The organism is Alistipes sp. Marseille-P5061 (genome assembly GCF_900290115.1).
GTDB lineage: Bacteria > Bacteroidota > Bacteroidia > Bacteroidales > Rikenellaceae > Alistipes > Alistipes excrementigallinarum.
On the sequence record NZ_LT985750.1, the window covers coordinates 46,720 to 61,794 of the forward strand.

13 protein-coding genes are annotated in these 15,075 nt (G+C 69.5%); all 13 read right to left on the reverse strand.

Annotated features, from left to right (window positions below; all coding sequences use genetic code 11):
- The 13 genes from C8267_RS07190 to C8267_RS07250 all read right to left on the reverse strand — a co-directional run bounded on the left by C8267_RS07190 (position 1) and on the right by C8267_RS07250 (position 15,016).
- A complete protein-coding gene (locus tag C8267_RS07190) occupies positions 1 to 1,686 on the reverse strand; it encodes a C45 family peptidase (protein ID WP_106634207.1) in 1,686 nt (561 codons plus the stop codon).
- Entirely contained in the window at positions 1,679 to 3,175 is a 1,497-nt protein-coding gene (locus C8267_RS07195; RefSeq protein ID WP_106634208.1) for a phytoene desaturase family protein, read from the reverse strand. Before C8267_RS07195 ends, C8267_RS07190 begins: the two co-directional genes overlap by 8 nt.
- Complete coding sequence (locus C8267_RS07200; RefSeq protein ID WP_106634209.1) at positions 3,172 to 7,023, reverse strand: trifunctional MMPL family transporter/lysophospholipid acyltransferase/class I SAM-dependent methyltransferase; 3,852 nt, start codon at positions 7,021 to 7,023, stop codon at positions 3,172 to 3,174. The genes C8267_RS07195 and C8267_RS07200 overlap by 4 nt, the downstream gene beginning before the upstream one ends.
- Positions 7,016 to 8,209: a DUF2062 domain-containing protein gene (locus C8267_RS07205; protein WP_234025726.1), complete on the reverse strand. Its 1,194-nt coding sequence runs from the start codon at positions 8,207 to 8,209 to the stop codon at positions 7,016 to 7,018. Before C8267_RS07205 ends, C8267_RS07200 begins: the two co-directional genes overlap by 8 nt.
- Positions 8,202 to 8,570, reverse strand: a complete 369-nt coding sequence (locus tag C8267_RS07210) for a polyketide synthase dehydratase domain-containing protein (RefSeq protein WP_158699755.1) — start codon at positions 8,568 to 8,570, stop codon at positions 8,202 to 8,204. Before C8267_RS07210 ends, C8267_RS07205 begins: the two co-directional genes overlap by 8 nt.
- Before the next feature lie 19 nt (positions 8,571 to 8,589).
- Positions 8,590 to 9,225: a LolA family protein gene (locus C8267_RS07215; RefSeq protein WP_106634211.1), complete on the reverse strand. Its 636-nt coding sequence runs from the start codon at positions 9,223 to 9,225 to the stop codon at positions 8,590 to 8,592.
- Positions 9,209 to 9,919 carry a polysaccharide deacetylase family protein gene (locus tag C8267_RS07220; RefSeq protein WP_106634212.1) on the reverse strand — a complete coding sequence of 237 codons (711 nt, stop codon included), beginning with the start codon at positions 9,917 to 9,919 and terminating at the stop codon, positions 9,209 to 9,211. The genes C8267_RS07215 and C8267_RS07220 overlap by 17 nt, the downstream gene beginning before the upstream one ends.
- The gene (locus C8267_RS07225; RefSeq protein ID WP_106634213.1) at positions 9,898 to 10,722 is read right to left on the reverse strand and encodes a beta-ketoacyl synthase chain length factor; all 825 of its coding nucleotides are present in this window, start codon (positions 10,720 to 10,722) and stop codon (positions 9,898 to 9,900) included. Before C8267_RS07225 ends, C8267_RS07220 begins: the two co-directional genes overlap by 22 nt.
- A complete protein-coding gene (locus C8267_RS07230; RefSeq protein WP_106634214.1) occupies positions 10,719 to 11,891 on the reverse strand; it encodes a beta-ketoacyl-[acyl-carrier-protein] synthase family protein in 1,173 nt (390 codons plus the stop codon). Before C8267_RS07230 ends, C8267_RS07225 begins: the two co-directional genes overlap by 4 nt.
- A 4-nt stretch (positions 11,892 to 11,895) precedes the next feature.
- Entirely contained in the window at positions 11,896 to 12,159 is a 264-nt protein-coding gene (locus tag C8267_RS07235) for a phosphopantetheine-binding protein (RefSeq protein ID WP_087361909.1), read from the reverse strand.
- A gap of 204 nt (positions 12,160 to 12,363) precedes the next feature.
- Positions 12,364 to 14,082, reverse strand: coding sequence for a beta-ketoacyl synthase N-terminal-like domain-containing protein (locus tag C8267_RS07240; RefSeq protein ID WP_158699756.1), 1,719 nt, complete (start codon positions 14,080 to 14,082; stop codon positions 12,364 to 12,366).
- On the reverse strand, positions 14,067 to 14,519 hold the full coding sequence (locus tag C8267_RS07245; RefSeq protein ID WP_106634216.1) for an acyl-CoA thioesterase: 453 nt from the start codon (positions 14,517 to 14,519) through the stop codon (positions 14,067 to 14,069). The genes C8267_RS07240 and C8267_RS07245 overlap by 16 nt, the downstream gene beginning before the upstream one ends.
- Positions 14,516 to 15,016 carry a hydroxymyristoyl-ACP dehydratase gene (locus tag C8267_RS07250; protein WP_158699757.1) on the reverse strand — a complete coding sequence of 167 codons (501 nt, stop codon included), beginning with the start codon at positions 15,014 to 15,016 and terminating at the stop codon, positions 14,516 to 14,518. The genes C8267_RS07245 and C8267_RS07250 overlap by 4 nt, the downstream gene beginning before the upstream one ends.
- Positions 15,017 to 15,075 lie beyond the last annotated feature (59 nt).

Genomic DNA, 15,075 nt, shown 5'->3' on the forward strand with positions numbered 1-15,075 from the left:
TCATTTGAGTTTGCGTTCAATCTCCTGACGTTCCGAGAGGCGGGGTATCTCGAGGCGGAGCGCCTCCTCCCGGCAGCGGCGGGCCCCCTCGCGGTCGCCGAGCACCTCCTCGCGGTAGTCGGCGCAGAGGGCCCACGCCCCGAAGAAGCGGGGATTCTCGCCCAGGATGCGCTCGGGCAGCGCCTCGTCGACCCGTTCGCGGCGGGCGATGGCCTGCCGCAGCGCGGCACAGTCGCGGCGGTAGGCGACGATGCGCGGATAATCCTCCCTGAGGAAGAGGCTGTCGGCCGGCAGCTCCTCCTCCGGCAGGTCGAGCCGCCCCTCTGGGGGCGCCTCGCCGGCGAAGATGCGCCCGAGGTCGTAGCAGACGAAGCGTCCCGCCTGCCAGGGCTCGGTCGAGAGCCACATGAGCCCCCGCTCGGGTGCGAAGACGACGCTGTGGTGGGCGATGGCCTGGTTGAGCGACTTCTCGTTGGTCAGGCCGATGTCGCGCCCGCCCAGACCGCGCCGGTCGCGCAGGATGGTCACCGCACGGGCGGGGGTGAGCGGCGCGAGGCTGTCGAGCAGTTCGCCGAGGCGCTGCAGGCGGTAGGGGCTGTCGCTCGTGGCGATGTTCTCGCGGTTGTAGGGGTCGTCGGCGAAGGCGGCGGACTGGTAGTGGTTCGTGCAGCGGAGTTGCTCGCCCTCGCCCTCGTAGAGGGCCGAGCGCTCGGGGGTCTTCTCGATGACTACGGCGCGGCGGTCGCGGGCCGAGGCGATGAGCAGCGACTCGGAGACGAAGGTGCGGGTGGTGTCGGCGATGGCGCAGGCCTCCTCGATGGTGGAGGCATACTGCAGGATGGTGCGTGCCAGCAGCGAGATGGGGGTGGCCGCACGGGTGGGGAGCGCCCCCTTGGCGGCGTTGAGCGTCACGGTGAGCCCCGCGGCGTTCATCCCCGAGAGGACGCCGCTCATGCCGGCCCATCCGACCGAGGCGAAGGGGATGCCCCGCTCGGGGCGGCAGAAGGTGACGAGCTTGTTGCGGGCGAAGTCGTCGCCGACGTAGAAGTCGAAGTTGCGCCCCACGAGCAGCGTCGAGTCGGCGCTGCGGCCGCCCCACGTGGCGAAGGAGCTGCAGCCGACGAGCATGTACTCCTGCATGACGTGCCCGATGTCGTGGGCGGCGTGGTAGTTGATTTGGCGCTCGTAGGCGTTGCCGATGGCGTCGAACTCGTGGGAGCACCAGCGCGACGAGGCGAAGATTTCGCGGCGGTACTCCTCCGGGACACAGTGCCCCAGGTTGCGGTTGAAGATGACGATGAAGCTCCTCAGGAAGCGCAGGTAGCGCTCCGAGGGGATGATGCGGCGGATTTGGTCGACGAAGGCCCGCTCCTGGTAGTACATCAGCCCGCGGAGCAGCGCCCCCGACTCGGCGCCCCGCGTGAGGGGGTCTCCGCCGGTGGTGAGCTCCCACACTCCGGCCGGATTTCGGCGCAGCGTCGAGCCGCCGCAGTGAGCCACGCCGTTCGAGCGGGTGACGGTGTAGAGCGCCGTGTCGATTTCCAGGCGCGGCTCGCCCATGTCGGCCGAGCGGTAGAGGCGGTAGCCGATTCCCGCCGTGGTGAGCAGGGCGACGACGACCGCTCCCAGTGCGATGGCGAGGAGGGTCAGCATGATTCCAAGCGTTTTGCGCAACATCCTAAGCATAACCGATTTTTTTTGCGAGGTAGGCCTCTCCCACCAGCTCGCTGCAGGTGAGTGCGGCCGAAAGGGTGACGCCCAGCATGCCGTGGACGTTGAGGTTCTGGCCCGTGAGCAGCAGGTTGGCGATGCGCGAGCGCACGGGGATGAGCGACGATACCGGACGGTTGAAATCCTTCTGCAGTCCGTAGGCCGACCCTTCGGGCGAGCCCGTCAGGTCGAGGTAGGTGAGCGGCGTTGAGGTGCAGAGCAGCTCGGCCCCGCGGTCGAGCCCCGGGAAGAAGCGTGCGGCGAAGCGGAGCGTCCGTTCGGCGAAGCGCCTCTTGAAGGCCTCGTAGTCGGCCCCGCGCCTTCCCGAGCGGGTGCCGAACCACGGCTCGAGGGGCTGGATGCGCATGGGGACCATCAGCGTGACGACGTCGGCCTGCGCCGGCTCTTCGGCCGAGGGCTGCATGCAGAGGAGCACCACGGGGATGTTGCACCCCTCGAAGTCGCCCTGCTCGCTCCAGACGTCCGGCGTGTTGTAGAGGTAGTGGTTGCAGTTGCGGTAGGGAAGGGCGCCGGGGCGCACCCGCACGTGGGCCGTGAAGAGGCCGTAGGTGTAGGGGAGCGACTCCATGCGGTGGAGGAACGAGCGCCGGAGCAGCGGCGTGGGGTCTACCAGGGCGAAGGTCGCCGCGGGGGCGATGTCCGAGATGACCCACCGTGTCTCGAGTTGTTGTTCGCCGTCGTTGAGCTCCACGGTGCAGACGCTCCCGCCGCTCAGGTGCAGCCGGCTGGCGCGGGCGTCGCAAAGCAGCTCGCCGCCCGCCGCGCGGAGCACCTCCGCCAGCGCGTCGGCCAGACGCTGCGTCCCGCCGGCGAAGCTGGCCGCCCCCTCGATGTTCGAGTGGTTGATCATCGCGTGGTGGTAGAGGGGCGACATGTCGCGCCGCCCGCCGTAGAGCGGGGCGCTGCCGGCCAGCACGCGCCGCAGCAGCGGGTCGCCCACCAGCTCGTCGATGGCCGCGGCGGCCGAGACGCCCAGATATTCGGTCGCTCCGGCCGACAGCTGCCCCCGGCGCAGCACCTCCGGGGCGATGGAGCCGCCGATGCGCTGCAGCAGCCGGGCATACGCGGTAATGCCGCTCCGCTCGGCCGGGAAGTCGGCCGCCAGCCCCTCGACGAAGTTGTCGTAGCCCAGCGCGTGGCGGAAAGTCCGCCCCTCGAGGTGGATGAGGTCGAACCCCTCGGGGTCGAGCCCGCGCAGCGTGATGCGGGGCAGCACGCCGAGGTACTTCAGATACTGATGCATGGTCTGCCCCTCGCGCAGGCTCCCCACGTAGTGGATGCCCGTGTCGAGGATGCGCCCGCCGCGGCGGAACGACTGCAGACAGCCCCCCGGGCGGTGGTTCTTCTCCACCACGCAGACCTTCATCCCCTCCTTGGCGAGCATTGCGGCGCAGGTCAGGCCCCCCATGCCGCTTCCGATGACCACCACGTCGTAACGGCTCATCGCGCACCTCCTTTCGTGAATATGTAGCGCATGTTCGACGTATGGCGTGTGTAGTCCTCGATGCGGAGCGTGAGGCCGAGGCGGCGGGCCGCCTCCTCCATCCACTCGCCGGTGGGGAAGTGGAGCGTGCCGCACGTCTTGTTGAATCCCAGGATGCGCGTCGACCAGCGCTCGGTCTCCTCCGTCAGGCGGTGGCGCTTGCGGCGCGAGCGGTCGCCCTCGCGCACGATGATGCAGCCCCCCGCCGTGAGCCGCTCGGCGCAGCGGGAGAGCAGCCGCTCCTGCTCCTCGGGGGCGATGTAGTGGAGCATGTCGTTGATGATGAAGGCGTCGGCGCGGGGCAGCTCGCAGCGCGTGACGTCGTCGCAGCGGAAGCGGAGCCGCCCGCCGTGCAGGAATCCGTGTTCGGCCACGGCAATTTTTTCGGCGTCGTAGTCGATGCCGAGCAGCTCGCGCCCGCGGCTGCGGAGCGCCAGCAGGCAGCTCGCCTGGCCGTAGCCGCACCCCAGGTCGACAATCCTCCCCCGCTCGGGAAGCAGCCGCTCCAGCTCGGCGTAGTTGCGCTCCAGACGGAGCTTGATGCGCATGTACCACTCGAGCACGGGCCCCTTGTAGAGGTAGTTGCGGATGACGGCGCGGGCGTAGTAGGGGTTCGCCGCCTCCAGCCGGCAGAGGCGGTCGTACCCCTCGGCCACCCGCAGGCGGAACCATCGTGCGCGGCTGCGGGCATCGGAGCCCGGCCCACCCTCTGCGGGGGCGACGCGCTCCATGACCAGACAGCTCAAATCGCCCCGCTTGATGTAGAAGGGCTGCCGCTTCGAGCAGATGAGCCCCGAGCCGTAGATGGCCACCGGCACCGTGTCGAGCCCCAGCCGTTCGGCCAGCTGGAAGGCCCCCCGGTGGAAGCGGTGCACCTCCAGGTCGGCCGAGCGCGTCCCTTCGGGGAAGACCACCACCGAGTATCCGTCGTCCACCTCGCGGCGGAGCTCCTCGGCCAGCCGTTCGTAGCCGCTCTCCGTCGAGTGGAAGCCGGCGAAGCGGACGATGCGCCCGAAGAAGGGCGAGCGCCACACCCAGTGGTTGGTCACCATGACCAGCCGCGGCGAGAGGCTCAGCAGCAGCAGGATGTCGACGAACGACTGGTGGTTGGCCACCACGACGGCCGGGCGTTCGAAGCGCTCGCCGCGGGGGTTGATGCGTCGGGTGCGCGTGGTGAAGATGGTGGCCAGGAAGAGGCGGCAGAGGAGGTGGAGCGCCCGGTGGAACCAGGCCTTGCGCCGGCGGCGCCCCAGCGGCAGCATGAGGAGCAGTGCGGCGTAGAGCTGCAGCAGCAGACACCCCGTCACGAAGTAGAGGAAGGCGTAGAGCGTGTTGGCGAGCGCCCCGAGCGTGTAGGGGAACCCTCCGCGCGCGGTCTGCCCCGAGATGAACATCCGGAAGAGGATGGGCTGCACCGTGTAGGCGACCAGCACGACGGCCGCCATCCCCACAATCGAGATGAAGGCGAGCGAGTGGAGCGCCGGGTGGCGGGCGAAGAGCAGTGCGCCGATGCCGGCCACGGTGGTGAAGGCCGAGAAGAAGATGGCGGTCTTGTGGGCCGCGAGCAGGCGGCGCCCGTCGCGGTACTGGCTCAGCAGTCCGTCCATGATGAAGATGCTGAAGTCGTCGCCCAGACCGAAGATGAAGGTCGAGAGGATGATGTTGACGATGTTGAACTCGATGTCCAGCAGGGCCATCAGCCCGAGGATGAGCACCCAGCTCATCGCCATGGGGAGGCTGGCCAGCAGCGCCAGCTCGATGCGCCCGTAGGAGAGCAGCAGCGCGCAGAAGACCAGCGCCGAGGAGATGAGGAGGATGGTGTTGAAGTCGTCGTTGACCACCCGGGCCATGCGGCTGGCGAAGTAGGCGCGGTCGAGGATGCCCACCTCGGGTATGCGTTCGAGCGAGGCGTAGACGCGCTCCTTCCGGGGTGCATCGACGACGATGCGGCTTACGAAGAGGGGTCCGTCGGGGCTCTGGTTGAGCCACTCGCCCAGCAGCGGATGGCGCGCGGCCTCCGTGCCGGCGGGGTCGAAGGGGGTGTAGTGCCGCTCGAGGAGCCGCGTGAAGGGGGCGAAGGCCTCGGGTCGGAATCCGTGGCGGCGGGCCGCCCCGGCCACGAGCCGCTCCACCTCGGCCCGCTTTTCGGGGCTCCAGAAGGCCTCCCACGCGGCGATGCGCCGCCGCTGCACCTCCATCGGCACGACGAAGTCGGCCGCCGAGGCCGGTTCGCGCAGCTCCCCGGCGCGGGCCAACGAGTCGAGCATGCGCTGCGTGCGGCCGTAGGCCTCGGCTGCCTGCTCCGTGTCGGGCGCCGTGGTGACCAGATAGACGTAGTCGTTCGTGTCGGCGAAGAGCTCCTGCAGCCGCCGCTCGGCCGTCGCGAAGCGCTCGGGCTCGTAGCTCAGCTGCGTCATGTCGCTCTCGAAGCGCACGTCGCCGAAGAAGAAGAGCCCGACGAGCGTGGCGGCAATCAGGGCGCCGGCCAGCCAGCGGTTCGAGTCGTAGCGGTAGGCGTTCACCCGCTCGATGCGTTCGAGCAGCCACCCGGGGCGCCGCACCGGTCCGCCCGAGAGCATGTGGGGGAGGAATACGAGGCAGAAGAGCGTCGTCCCCACCAGCGTGAGGGCCGAGAAGAGTCCGAAGTCGTGGAGCAGCTGCGAGCGGGTGAAGACCAGCCCGAAGAAGGCGCCGATGGTGGTGAAGCTCCCCACGGTGAGGGGATAGGCCAGCTCGCTCACCACGCGGCGGGGGTCGTCGGTGTGGTTGCTGTGGGCCAGCATGTGAATCGAGTAGCTGAGGGCGATGCCCATCACGGCGGCCCCGGCGCCGACGGCAATCGAGGAGATTGACCCCTGGATGAGGTAGACGGCCCCCAGGGCGAAGAGCGCGCCGTAGAGCACCGGCACCATCATGAGGGGCACGGCCCAGCGGTTGCGGAAGACGAGCGTGATGACCGTCACGATGAGGAGGAGGGCCACGGTGAGCGTCCCCATCGTGTCGCGCTTGATTTGGCGGGCGTTGTAGACGGCCACCCCCACGGCGCCGAAGTAGTCGGCCTGCACCTCGAAGCGCTCGGAGGCCGCCTCGAGCTGCTCCTCGAGCAGCGTGACGAGCCGTTCGTTGTCGGCCGTGGCCGACGAGCCGCCGGCCGGCACGGCGAAGAGCAGCAGCGTCTCGAGCCCCGGGGTGAAGATGTGGTCGTCGTAGAGCTCGTACCCGAGCGAGGTGTCGAAGCGCTGGAAGCCCGCCATGAGCTGCGTGCCCCAGTCGAGCGGGTCGCGCAGGACGAACTCCCCGAGCGCGATGCCGGCCGGGGAGGTGAGGCGCCCGTAGGCGCGCGCCACCGCATGGTCGATGGCCTCCGCCGAGGTGAGCGAGTCGAGCCGCGCGAGCGTGCGGTCGTCCATCAGGGCGGGCAGGTGGTTGTATATCAGCTCGGTGGCCGAGTCGAGCACCCCCTCGTCGATGCGGTCGGTGATGGATTCGAGCAGCCCATCGTCAACGGCGCTGCGGAGCCCCCGGGCGATTGCGTCGGCCGCCTCGACCATCCGCTGCGGGGTGTCGTCCGAGGTCGGGTCGTTGGCCGTGAGCATGATGACGATTTTGTCCTTGATGCGCAGGCTGCGGAAGATGGAGGCCGTCCGGCGCCCCTGGCTGTCGTCGGGCAGGAACGAGGTGATGTCCTCGGCGAAGCTCAGCCGTGCGGCGAACCACCCCATGACCAGCGTGCTGAGCGCGAGCAGCGTCCAGAGCAGCGCCCGCCGGCGGTGCAGCAGGTCGTAGAGCGATGTGAAGAGCCTATTCATGACAGGGTGTTCGTTTCATGAGGGTCATGACGCACCAGCTCACCGCCCAGACCGCGGCGCCGGCCGCCACGGCCAGCGCCACGCTTCCGGCGAGGTACTGCGCCAGACACTCGGCCATGCGGCGCAGCGTCACCTCGGCGAGCGTCAGCTCGACGGGGAGCCCCGTGATGCGGCCTCCGAGCCAGTAGCTGCCGTAGAGGATGAAGGGTATCATCGGCGGGATGCTGATGTTCGAGAAGACGATGGCCACCAGCTTGTTGAGCCGCATGAAGTGGGCCGACAGGCCGGCGAAAATCATCTGGTAGCCCCAGATGGGGAGGATGCCGCAGAGGACGCCCCAGCCCATGGCTGCGGCCAGCCGGGCGTTGCTCTCGGGCGAGCGGGTGATGTTGCGGCGGATGAAGCGGCGGATGTTTTCGCGCGTGAGTGCGCGGAAGAAGCGCCACGGGTAGTAGAAGAGCAGCGCCTCGAGCACCAGCACGCTGTTGAGCAGCGAGATGCGGGTGAAGTCGCGCAGCGGGCGGAAGTGCGAGACGCGCTCCCCGTCGGGGGCGTAGTAGACCCTCACGGGGATGTTCTCCACCTCGACGCCGCGCCATGCGGCGCGCACGATGACCTCGACCTCGAATTCGTAGCGGCTGCAGAGCGAGCGGAGCCGCCCGAGCTGCCGGAGGGGGTAGAGGCGGAAGCCCGACTGCGTATCCTCGAGGCGGCGCCCCGTCTCGACCAGATACCAGAAGTTCGAGAAGCGGTTGGCGAAGGTGTTGCGTGCGGGCATGTTGTCGGCCGTCAGGTTGCGCGCGCCGATGAGCAGCGTGTCGGGCCGCCGCTCGATGCGTTCGATGAAGCGGGCGATGTCGTCGGGGTAGTGCTGCCCGTCGGAGTCGATGGTCAGGGCGTAGCGGAAGCCCGCCTCGCGTGCGGCGCGGAGCCCGCGGCGCAGGGCGTACCCCTTGCCGCGGTTGCGGGCGTAGGCGATGGTGCGGATGCCCTCCGTCGAGGCGAGCACCTCGGCCGTGCGGTCCGTCGAGCCGTCGTTGACCACGAAGATGTCGGCGCAGTAGCGCCGCACGCCGGCGATGACCCCGCCCAGCGTCCGGTCGTTGTTGTAGGTGGGAATCACCACGGCGCAGCCCAGCCTTCGGGCCCGTTCGGCCCAGGGTATCTTCATCTCGGAGTCAGACATGCAGGTCGGTGTATGAGGCTTTGAGTTTGAGTACGGTCCGTTCGCGGTCGGTCACCGTGGCGTCGATGCGCCCCGCGTCGGCGCGGAGGCTGATTTCGAGCTGCTGCGTGAGGCGCGGGTCGACCGGCGCGGTGAACTTGCAGTCGCGCACCGCGGCGAAGCGGCAGGGGCGTCCCACCGCCTCCGAGAGCGCCTCGCGCACCATGTCGAGCGTGCAGACGCCCGGGAGCACCGGCTGCCCGGGAAAGTGGCCCGCAAAGAGCGGGTGGGCGGCGTTGAGCCGCACGCGGAAGCACCGAGCGGCACCCTCGGCGGGGCCGCCTCCGAGTTGTTCGAGCGTATAGAGTTCGTTGCGCAGCATGGTCGTTCGTGTGAAGGGGTCAGTTGGCGTCGAATGCCGCGTCGTCGATGGCGACGTTGAGCCGCTTGCGGCTGAAGCGGTAGAGCGTGTAATCGCCCGAGGGCTGCTCCATGCGCAGCCGGTCGAGGGTCATGTCCGCGGCGTCGAAGTCGAGCGTGATGGAGCTCACGTAGCGGCGCGCCGCGCGGCTCTCGGGGATGAGCACCACGCGGTAGCCCCCCTCGCGCGGGGTGACGCTCATGCGCCCCGTCTGGCGGAGCGCCTCGAGGTCGCCCGTCATGCAGGCGCCGAAAATCGACTGCATCTGGCGGAGCATCGGGTTGGAGTTCATGCGTGCCGTGGTGGTGCGGCCCGCCATGCGGTTGAGGAAGAGCTCCCCGGTCATGACGATGCGGTCGCCCGAGTCGAAGTCGAGCGCCATGCGCGCGGGGCGCTTGTAGCGGAAGGTGCCGCTGCGGACCACGTCGTCGGCCAGGACGCTCATGTGGCGCGTCTCGGTGAAGGCGCAGAGGATGCTCTCGACCGAGCGGCTCCGCGCGGCGAACTGCTCGGCGAAGCGCTCGGCGGCGGAGGCCTCCTGGCCCCGTGCGGCGTTCGGTGCCGCGACGGCGGCGAGCAGCATGCAGGCTATTGTCAGCTTAGCGAGTCTTTTCATAGGCTTCGATGTCAAAAAGTTCGGGCAGGGTCACCGGCTCGAGGCCGCGGCTCCGCAGCCCCTCGACGAGCAGCCCGACCAGCCGCTCGCTCCCCGCGCAGCGGTCGTGCAGCAGGATGACCGCACCGGGGTGGAGGCGGCGCAGGATGCGTGCGGCAACCCGTTCGGGACTCTGTCCCATGGTGTCGAGCGAGCGGATGCTCCACCCCACGGGGTCGAGCCCCAGGCGGCGCACCGCCCGGGCAATCGTGGGGTTGGTCACCCCGAAGGGGGGCCTGAAGAGGCGCGGCTGCCGCCCCGTGATGCGGTGCAGCACCTCGCCCGTGCGGCACAGCTCCTCCATGGTGCGGCCGAGGCTGCGGAGCGGGAAGCGCCACGAGTGGGTGTAGGAGTGGTTCCCCACCACATGCCCCTCGGCCACCATGCGGCGCACCAGCTCGGGATGGGCCTCCGCCCGGGCCCCCACCACGAAGAAGGTGGCCCGCACCCCCTGCCGTGCCAGCAGGTCGAGCACCGCGGGGGTCCGCTGCGGGTCGGGTCCGTCGTCGAAGGTGAGCGCCACGCGGCGCCCCGCCCTCCGGGCGCGGCAGCGCATGCGCAGGTACCACGAGGCGCGCACCGAGGCCGAGCCCCGGACCAGGAGCACGGCCGCAAGCAGCACGGCGGCCGCGATTATGAACGTTGCGCTGCCCATTCGATGACGATGACCGTTGGGTTCGTATCCATATAGTTGTTGCACAGCACGATGCGCCGCACCTCGCTGTTCAGCAGCGGCAGCGCTTCGGCCAGCCGCCGCCCCGCGCCGGTGGCGCAGTCGGGCTGCATCGGTTCGGGACGCACCACCCGGTCGGCTTCGAAGCGCCGCATCAGCTCGTCGTCCGACGCGCGGAGCTCCTCCCCGGCCGGGAAGAGCACCTCGGTGATGCAGCCCGCGCAGCGGGGCCCCGCCTCATTGGAGAGGAGCAGGAAGAGGGCCCCCTCGCCATCCGCGTGGCGGCGCCAGAGCCCCATGCGCTCCATGATGCGGTGCTGCGCGGGGGTCTGCTCGTCGGCGGCCCCCAGCAGCAGGTGGTGCGCCTGCCCCTCGTCGAGGAGCATCGCCGCGTCGAGCAACGCCGACTCGAAGCTGTAGCCCCGGTGGGCGTAGGTCATGTTGTAGGCGCGGTTGCCGCAGAGCAGCGCAATCTGCGCCCCGAGCGTGTTGAAGGTCGACTGGATGAAGGGCGTGGGGTTGAGCAGCTCCTCGCGCTGTTCGACCATCGTACGCAGGAATTTCTCGCTGTCGCCCAGACAGCCGAACCCAGTGGCGGTGATGATGGCGTCGACCTGCGCGGGGTCGACCCCGCTGCGGCGCAGCGCGGCCATCGCCGTGGGTACGCCCATGCGCAGGAAGCGGCTCATGCGTCGCCGCATGGCTGCCGAGGGGACCAGCTCGGCGAAGGGGGGCTGCTGCTCGTCGTGGAGCGCATGCCCGTTTATGTAGCAGCGGCACTTCATGGTTCCCGGCAGAGAAGGAGCGAGGCGCAGTTGCCGCCGAATCCGAACGAATTCGACAGCACGCAGCGCAGGTCGCTCCGCGTGAGACAATCCAGCGGACGGATGTCCCCCTCGGGGTCGGGCTCCGCAAAGCGCAGCGTGGGGTAGCACTCGCCGTGGTGGAGCGCCAGCACCGAGATGACCGCCTCGATGGCTCCGGCGGCGGCGAGCGTGTGTCCCGTCGTCGCCTTGGTCGACGAGACGGGGGGCAGCTCCGCGCCGAAGAGGCGCCTCAGGGCGCGGCTCTCGGCCAGGTCGTTGTTGGGCGTCCCCGTGCCGTGGGCGTTGACCCAGTCCACCTCGCGGGGCTCGATGCCGGCCTGGCGGAGCGCGCCGCTCATGGCCAGGAAGTCGCCTTCGCCGTCGGGCGAGGAGGCGGTCTGGTGGTAGGCGTCGTTGGCGTTGGCGAACCCTGCCACGTAGCAGTAGGGGCGGTGAGCCGTCTCCCCGGCGCGCTCGAGCACCACGTAGGCGGCCCCTTCGCCCAGGTTGAGCCCCGCGCGCGAGGCGTCGAAGGGGCGGCAGGGCTGCTCGTCGAGAATCATCAGCGACTTGAAGCCGTTGAGCGTGAAGCGGCACAGGGCGTCGCATCCGCCTGCCACCACGCGGTCGGCCACGCCGTGGCGCAGCAGCCGTGCGGCCAGGCCGATGGCGTTGGCCGCCGACGAGCAGGCGGTGCTGAGCGTCGTGGTGAGTCCGTCGACGGCGCAGCGGCGGGCAATGGCCAGCGTGCTGTCGGCGCAGTCGTGGTGGGCCGCCATGCGGAGGCGTCCGCGCCGCTCGTCGCGTGCGAACTCCTCGAAGAAGCACTCCGTGAGGTCCATGCCGCCCACCGAGGTCGACGAGACGAGGGCCGTGCGGGGGCGCACCCCTCCGGCGTCGCGCAGTGCCTCTTCGGCGGCCATCATCCCCAGCAGCGTCGTGCGCGACTGGAGCTCCCCGATGCCGAGGCGTGCGGCCAACTCCTCGTTCGAGAGGGGCACCTCGCCCACGGGCAGACAGTGGCGCGTGGCGAGGCGCACCGGCCGTGGGGCGATGCCGCTCCGGCCCGCGCGCAGCGTGGCGAGGTTTTCGGCGACGTTCAGACCTGCCGCCGAAACGATGCCGATGCCCGTGACTGCGATGCGCATGGCCCTACTGTTTGCTGTTAGCGGCGATGTATTCGGCCAGCGTGCGCACCGAGTAGAAGTGAGGCTTCGCCTCGGCGGTATTCTCCAGCCGGATGCCGTAGTTCTTTTCGAGGATGAGGATAATCTCCAGCGCGTCGATGGAGTCGAGGCCCAGTCCGTCGCCGAACAGGGGCGCATCGGCATCGATGTCGTCGGGGGTAATCTCCTCGAGGTTGAGCGCTTCGATAAGCTGCTCCTTGAGTTTCGGAATAATCTCTTCGGTCTGCATCTCTTCTATCTTGTTTTCTTGTTTTGTTGTCTTCCAATATATTTTTTTCAAATCATCTCCGGGCTCTCCGGCGTTTTTCGGGGTTTTCCGGGGTTTTCCGGGGTTTCCCGGGGTTTTCCCGGGGCTCTTCGGCCCTCTTCGGCCCTCTTCGGTTCTCTCCGGCCCGGTGTCCTTTCTCCTCTTGCGGCCCGGCCTGCCTCTAATTTACTTTCCCTCCGGCTGCTCCTCTTCGGCCTCGAGCAGCATGAGGCGGACGTCGTAGTTGCCGGCCAGGTATTCGCAGCGGCCGCAGATGACGGCGCGCGCCGCACCGCGGGCGATGAGCCGGCGGGCGTAGCGCTCGGCTACGGGGTGCTCCGCATCGGTGACGAAGAAGCTCTCCTCGCCCTGGATGTGGTGGCGGATGCAGATTTCACCCGCCGCCACGTTGGGCAGCGTGTAGACGAAGACCGCCGGCGAGCACCCCTCGGGCAGATGCTGCTCGACGATGCGCTGGTGCGCCAGGTCGGTGTCGAGCGACGAGGAGGTGTTCTCCAGCACCACGGCGATGTCGGTCGGGGCGTAGCGTTCGCCGAGCCGCTGCCCGGCGAGCAGCTCCTCGGCGGCGACGTAGGCCGCCTTGGCCAGGTCGTCCATCTTGAAGAACTTCATGTTGGGGGCCCCGAGCGCGTGGTAGCATGCGCGGACCACCTGCGCGAAGGGTTCCCCCGTATGGGGCAGCTCCCATCGGGCCGTCACGCGGCAGCTCCGCTCCCGCGGCGCGGCCTCCTGCCGCCGGGCGTCGCCGGCGAACTGCTCGAGCCCGAGCACGATGGCGGCGTTGCAGCCGCCGAATCCCGAGGCGCTCTTCAGACAGTGGCGCATGGCGAGCGTACGGCTTTCGGCCGAAACGTTCAACGGACAGGGGGTCCCGAGCCGCTCGAACCCGGCCGTGCCGAGCAGCACGCCGCGGCGCAGCTCCTCGGCCGCAAGGATGCTCTCGACCACCCCCGAGGCCCCCAGCGTGTGGCCCAGCGCCCCCTTCAGGCTGTTGACCGGGCAGCCGCTCAGGCCGCTCAGCTCGAGGGCGCGGCTCTCCATGGCGTCGTTGTAGGCCGTGCCCGTGCCGTGGGCGTTGACGAAGCTGAGCCGCTCGCGCGGCAGGGCCGCCTCGCGCAACGCCCCCTCGATGGCGTAGTGGAGCCCGTCGCCCGTCCGCGAGGGACCCGATATGTGGTTGGCGTCGTCGGTGACGGCACCCCCTTCGAGCCACACGGCGGGCAACTTTGCCCGCGCGGGGTCCGACGTGAGGACCACGGCCGCCACGGCCTCGCCCAGCGAGAGCCCGTGCTCCGGCGTGGCGTCGTAGGGGCGGCAGGGGCCCGGACTCAGCGACTTGAAGGAGCGGAACCCCTCGGCGACGAACTCGCTCAGCAGGTCGCCCCCCGCGACGATGACGTGGGCGCACTCCCCGTCGAGAATCATGCGGCGGGCGACGATGAGCGCCGTGACGCCCGAGATGCAGGCGTTCGAGACGACCACCGGCGGACGCGTGATGCCCAGCCTTCGGGCCACGCGGCAGGCCGAGGTGTAGAGAAAGGCCTCGTCGGGGGGCGTCGTCCGCCCCTCGAGCAGCGAGACGTTGCCCTTGGTCGTCGAGATGACGAGGGCGCACTCCTCTCCTCCGGGGTCGAGGTGCGACTCCTGGGCGGCCCGTTCGGCGCAGTGCACCAGCGCGCTCTCGAGCGGCGTGAGCCCCTCGAGGGCAAGCGCCTCGAGCAGCCCCGGGGCAAAGCTCCCAGCGGCCTCCAGCGGGCAGGGCTGCCCGACGGGGTGCAGGCCGCACCGCCCCTCGGCCAGCGCGCGGAAGCTCTCCTGCGTGTCGCTGCCCAGCGCCGTCAGCATGGCGTCGCCGCCCAGATAGGTCGCTATTCGATGTTCCATCTGCGTTTCCATTCCTTGAAAAATTGGGGTGCCGTGAGCTCCAGCTCGCCCTCGGTGTTGACGAAGACCTGCGTTGTGGAGCCCGTGGCGACCACCTCGCCGTCCGAGGCGCGGCGGATGGTGTATTCGAAACAGATTTTGGCCGCCTCGGTCGGGATGTAGCGCGTCTCGACCTCGGCCCGCTCGGCGATGCGGAGCGGACGGCGGTAGTCGACCTGCAGCGCGACGATGGGGGCCGTGTAGCCGCTGGCGTAGATGTCCAGATAGCCCAGCCCGGGATAGCGCTCGCCGAAGGCCTCGCGGCCGTCCTCGAAGTAGCGGACATACTCCCCGTGCCAGACGACGCTCATCGAGTCGACCTCGCTGAAGCGGACGCGGAGCGTGGTGGTGTGGCTCAGTGCGGCCCCCGCAGGGGCGGTTTCCCTCTTGCGTTTCATGACTGCAGGTATATTTTCAGGTTCCCTTCGGCCAGCGGTCGACCGTCGGCCTCGGTGCGCACCTCGGCCAGCGACAGGGGTCCAATCTCCTGGACGATGCGCAGGCGGGTGCGCAGATGCGCCCCCGTGCGGGGCAGGTCGTGGAGCTCGAGGCGCGAGACCGCTCCGATGAAGCCCACCGGCACGGGGCGCCCCTCGGCCCGGCAGCACCACCCGATGCGGGCGGCGGCCGACTGGGCCATGTGTTCGATAATGCCGCACTCGCTCATCCGCCCTCCGGCGACGAAGAGCCCCGCGGGCACCACGGTGTAGCCGGTTGTCGAGACCCCCTCGGCATCGATGCCCTCGAAGCGGTCGACGAGCACCATGGGCGGCCGCTGGGGAATTAGCTCCAGCGGGTTGGTCTCCAGCGGGTCTTCCTGCGGGCGTACCGGTGCGGCGGGCTCCTTCGCGGCAGTGGCTCCGGCTGTCTGCTCCGGCGCTGCGGTACTCTCCACGGCCGGACACTCCCTTGTTGCAGCCCCCGTGGCGGCCTTTCCCGGCATCGGCGCGGTCC